This window comes from Clostridium sp. UMB9555A (genome assembly GCF_030222355.1).
GTDB classification, from domain to species: domain Bacteria; phylum Bacillota; class Clostridia; order Clostridiales; family Clostridiaceae; genus Sarcina; species Sarcina perfringens.
Genome location: NZ_JASORQ010000024.1, coordinates 1 through 4,881 on the forward strand (window position 1 = coordinate 1; position 4,881 = coordinate 4,881).

Genomic DNA, 4,881 nt, shown 5'->3' on the forward strand with positions numbered 1-4,881 from the left:
TTAATCTATACTCATATTACTTATAAAAGAATTGCTGGTTTATGTTAATATCTTCTGTTTAATTTTCAAAGACCATTATCATCTTGTAGTGCGTTTCTTGCTTGTTCTTGATGACGATATTTATGATATCACAATTATAACTTCCTTTTAATATAATCATTTCCATTTAACATAATTATTTTTATTTTTCTTCTAATTTCATACTTTTTCTCTCTTTTTTATCTATAGATACACTTGGTTCAGTTGAAGATTCTAAAATGTATTTTTTTATATTTTAAAGTCGAATAACAACTTAAAATCAATTATTTAGATATTATTTCTTATAGATTTCATTTAAATTCTACTAATTAAAACATAGCTTGAAATAAAAAAAGTATTAAAGAATACTATTATTAAAAATAATTTTCTTTAATACTTTATCTTTTAAAATAATAAATCACTTTTACTACTAAATTATTATTTATTTTTTCTTTATTATTTAGCAAAATTGAATATTATACCTACTATGGCTGAGGCAATAATATAAAAAATTGGTGACTTTTTATATTTTCTTATAAAAAAGAATAAAATTCCTGCTAGTATTAAAGCTTTAATTGATAATATATCTGCAATATTATGTGTTTCTGCATATTTATTTAAAGTTAATATTGATATTTTTACTATTTCAAAGCCTGCCGCAAGTAAAAGACCTGTTGATGCTGGTCTTAATCCATAAAAACAATCAGCCACTCTTTTATTTTCTTTAAATTTTGCTAAGACTCTCGCTACAATTAAAATTATAATTATTGAAGGTACTATAATACCTATGGTTGAGGTAATAGCACCTAAAACTCCATAGGTTGCATAACCAACATAAGTTGCCATATTGATTCCCATAGCACCTGGTACTGATTGAGATATTGCAATCATATTTGCAAGATCAGTATGAGTAAACCAATGTGTTTTATCTGAAATATTATATAGAAATGGTATAGTAGCAGCTCCACCACCTACAGCAAAAAGACCAACTTTGAAAAACTCTAAAAATAATCTAATTAGTATCATTTTTTTTACCTCCAATTGATCTTAATACTATTCCTGCTATTCCTGCTATTATTACATATAAAACAGGAGATATATCTGTAAATATAGAAAATCCAGCTACTAATACAAAAATAATACATGTTTTAATATCAATTACTGATGTCTTAATTAAATTTATTGCTGTATTTAAAATTAATACTGCCACACATACACGAATCCCAGCAAAGGCATTCTTAACTATTGGAAGATCTGAAAAGTTTCCAATAAAGGTAGCAATTATTGTTATCATTATTAATGATGGGGTAACAAAACCAAGAGTTGCTAGTATACCTCCTATATTTCCTTTTCTTTTATGACCTATAAATGTGGCTGTATTTACTGCAATTACTCCTGGTGTACATTGACCAATTGCATAGTAATCCATTAATTCTTCATTAGTAATCCAATTTCTTTTTTCAATTATTTCTTTTTGTAATATTGGAAATAAAGCATATCCCCCTCCAAAATTCATAAATCCTAATTTTATAAAAAGAAAATATAAATTAATTAATTCTTTCATATATAAAGCTCCTTTCTATTGTCTAAATATTTAAAGATTATAATATATATAAAAATTTTTCATTATAATTAATATGTATAAGGCTTTGTGTAATATATAAAAAACCAAAAACTGCAAAGATTCTTATAAAATAAACTTCAAATATCAATAATGTTTATTAAAATGGCTTACTTATATAATATAACACTCCATCCACCTAAAAAACATTTGAAAATATATTTGTAATTATATAAATTATCATTTCATTTATCACATTAAATTATATTATTTCCCTTATTATTAATAATCTATTTTAAAAATTAGAATTATCTCATTTTAATAAAAGGATTAAATTTTATTAATTAATAAATTTGTTAACTTTTTTGTAAACAAAATATATATAATTTAATTAATTTAAAAAATATAATGGGAGTGATTAAATTGAAAAAGTTACTTGTACCAGTTTTAGTTATTATAATTTTTGCATTGCTATTTGTAGGATGTACAACTTCTTCCAATTCATCAAGTGATTCTTCTGTAGAAATAATAAATAGTAATCAGCAAAATTCTAATTCAAATAATAATAACAGTTCTAATAATGAAACTAAAAAATCTGACTCTAATAATACTACTTCACATAAAGATAAAAATGTTTCCAATAATAAAAATACTAACAAAAAATTAGATGATAAAACCGAAAAATTATTAAAAGATATTAAAGAAAAAGCTGTAAAAGGTGAAATTATTAATTATGAATTTAAACTAGGTGCTTCAATAGATGATGTAATTAACAAATTAGGAAAACCTTCTAGTGAAAATTATGTTGCTGAAGCTAAAGGAAATTACTTTAATTTTGATTCATATAATTTATCATTTGGATGTAATAAGGGTGATCAAATCTTTGAAATTAGATCTTTAAATAAGGATTTAAAAAGCTTAGATTTAAATAATGTAGAAAACTTTTTTGGAAAGCCTGATTACAATGTTACAACTAAATCAAAAGAAAAAATTATTGGATATAAAATAACAAAAGATTTTAAAATACTATTTGTATTCAATACTAGTACATATCAATTAGACCACTATTCTGTTCTATATCCAAGCATAACTCATAATTCTATGGCAGGAGACAATGGCAGAGAGTGGTAAGATAATTACCCTTAAAGAAAAAGAGGTTACATACAATCTAATAATAAAACTTAAAAACATATTTTCACACTTACTTTCTATAAGTTTTATTAAAAATTATTGTATGAATCCTCTTTTATTTTTTCTTGCTACTTTATTACTATAATATTTTTATAAGCTTAATTGCTACCACACTCTTCTTGTTAATTCTGATCTATAGTACTTTTATAAGATAAGATTAAACTAAATTTCTTTCTATCTATAAATTCTAAACTATACGTCTTTCATAAATTAAAATCCTTATTTACTTAAATAATGATATTTAAATTATAATATTTAATATAAAGAAGTTAATTATTATTTCATATTCTTTAATAATTCAGTTAAGAATCTATAGCATCTTCCAACAGATTCTATTCTAAAATGCTCATTTGCTGTATGTACATCAAATATATCTGGGCCAAAACTTATCATTTCCACCTCTGAACCCATTTTTTCTTTAAAGATTCCACACTCAAGCCCTGCATGTAAAGCTGTTATTTGAGGCTCAATTCCAAATAAATCACTATAAGTTTTAATACTTAAATCTTTTATTTTTGATTCTGCTTCATATTCCCACTCTGGATAATCTCCATCTTTAGTCATATTAGCTCCTATAACTTTACAAAGAGCCTCTACTCTATTTGTAATTTCTACCTTTTTACTCTTAACTGAACTTCTTATATCAATAATAAATTTAATTTTATCCTCTACCATTTCTACTATTCCAAGATTTAAACTACTTTCAACTAATCCATTTATCTCTTGACTCATAGATTGTAATCCATCTGGAACTAAAACTAAAAATCTAGTTACATCCTCTGTAACCTTTTTAGTTAATTGTTTTTCCACTCCTTCAATGCTTTTAACAGAAAGATTCACATCTGGCTCTCCAATTCTGTATTCTGCCTTTAAATCTTTTTCTAAGGCAGTACAAATTTCTTTAACCTTTTCTCCATCTTCTTTCTTAACTGTAATTATGCTTTGACAATATTGTGGTATTGCATTATGTTTTGATCCACCATTAATTGATGCAATGTTAAAGTCAACTTCTTTGCTTAAGGCATATAAGATTCTTCCCATTAACTTATTAGCATTTCCTCTTTGTTTATGGATTTCCATTCCTGAGTGTCCACCCTTAAAACCTGAAATCTCTAATTTTAAAGCTTCTCCATTAAAATCTTCAAATTCAGCATTTATTTCTGGATAAACCATAATTCCTCCAGCACCTCCTGCAATAAATACTCCTTCTTCTTCAGCATCTATATTTAATAAAACCTTTCCTTTTAAAAGTGAAGTATCTAAAGCAGTAGCCCCCCCCATAACTGTTTCTTCCTCTGTAGTTGCTACAAACTCTATTGCTGGATGTTCTATATTATTAGAATCTAAGATAGCTAATCCATAAGCTAAGGAAATACCATCATCTGCTCCTAAAGTAGTATCTGTAGCATAAACAAATTTATCATCAATAATTCTTAATTTTAAAGGATCTTTTTTAAAATCGTGATTACTACTCTTTAATTTTTCACATACCATATCCATATGCCCTTGAATTATAACTCCTGGTACATTTTCATACCCCTTAGTAGCAGGCTTTTTAATTATTACATTTAGTGGCTCATCCTGAATAACTTCAAGATTTCTATCCTTTGCAAACTTAACAAGATAATCACTAAGTTCTTTTTCATTTCCAGAATCATGTGGTATTCTTGTTAAATCTTCAAAAAATCTAAATACACTTTTAGGCTCTAGGTTTTCTAATACTCTCATTTTACTTCCTCCTCTAGCTAAACACTTAATAATCACTTTAAACTTTATAATTACTAATTTAGTTTTATCTATATTGTAAATATTATATATTACCTATAATTTTATAATATCATTTAATTAATTATTTTCAAAAATTAACCTAAAAAAATAAGGGTTACAATGATTTTGTAACCCTTAAAATTGGTGCACCTAGCAAGATTCGAACTCGCGACCTGTGGATTCGAAGTCCAACGCTCTATCCAGCTGAGCTATAGATGCTTATATTTTTTAAAATAAAAAAAAGATAACCGATTCGGTTATCTTTTGAATGGAGCGGGTACCGGGAATCGAACCCGGGTATCCAGCTTGGAAGGCTGGTGTTCTACCATTGAACTACACCCGCA

4 protein-coding genes and 2 tRNA genes are annotated in these 4,881 nt (G+C 25.8%); 1 reads left to right on the forward strand and 5 read right to left on the reverse strand.

Annotated features, from left to right (window positions below):
- Nucleotides 1-474: 474 nt before the first annotated feature.
- Together QP548_RS16745 and QP548_RS16750 are read right to left on the reverse strand one after the other, a co-directional pair.
- A complete protein-coding gene (locus tag QP548_RS16745; protein ID WP_003452231.1) occupies nt 475-1,044 on the reverse strand; it encodes a chromate transporter in 570 nt (189 codons plus the stop codon).
- Complete coding sequence (locus QP548_RS16750) at nt 1,031-1,582, reverse strand: chromate transporter (protein ID WP_003452206.1); 552 nt, start codon at nt 1,580-1,582, stop codon at nt 1,031-1,033. The genes QP548_RS16745 and QP548_RS16750 overlap by 14 nt, the downstream gene beginning before the upstream one ends.
- Nucleotides 1,583-2,002: 420 nt before the next feature.
- Between QP548_RS16750 and QP548_RS16755 the strand changes: the two genes are divergently transcribed.
- Complete coding sequence (locus QP548_RS16755) at nt 2,003-2,710, forward strand: YjgB family protein (protein WP_061429137.1); 708 nt, start codon at nt 2,003-2,005, stop codon at nt 2,708-2,710.
- A gap of 336 nt (nt 2,711-3,046) precedes the next feature.
- Here QP548_RS16755 and QP548_RS16760 read toward each other — a convergent pair whose 3' ends face one another.
- From QP548_RS16760 to QP548_RS16770, 3 genes are all read right to left on the reverse strand, one after another.
- On the reverse strand, nt 3,047-4,498 hold the full coding sequence (locus QP548_RS16760; RefSeq protein ID WP_061429138.1) for an aminoacyl-histidine dipeptidase: 1,452 nt from the start codon (nt 4,496-4,498) through the stop codon (nt 3,047-3,049).
- A gap of 181 nt (nt 4,499-4,679) precedes the next feature.
- Nucleotides 4,680-4,756: transfer RNA gene (locus QP548_RS16765), tRNA-Arg, on the reverse strand.
- Between the two features lie 50 nt (nt 4,757-4,806).
- Nucleotides 4,807-4,880 (reverse strand) — tRNA-Gly (locus tag QP548_RS16770).
- Nucleotide 4,881: the final 1 nt, after the last annotated feature.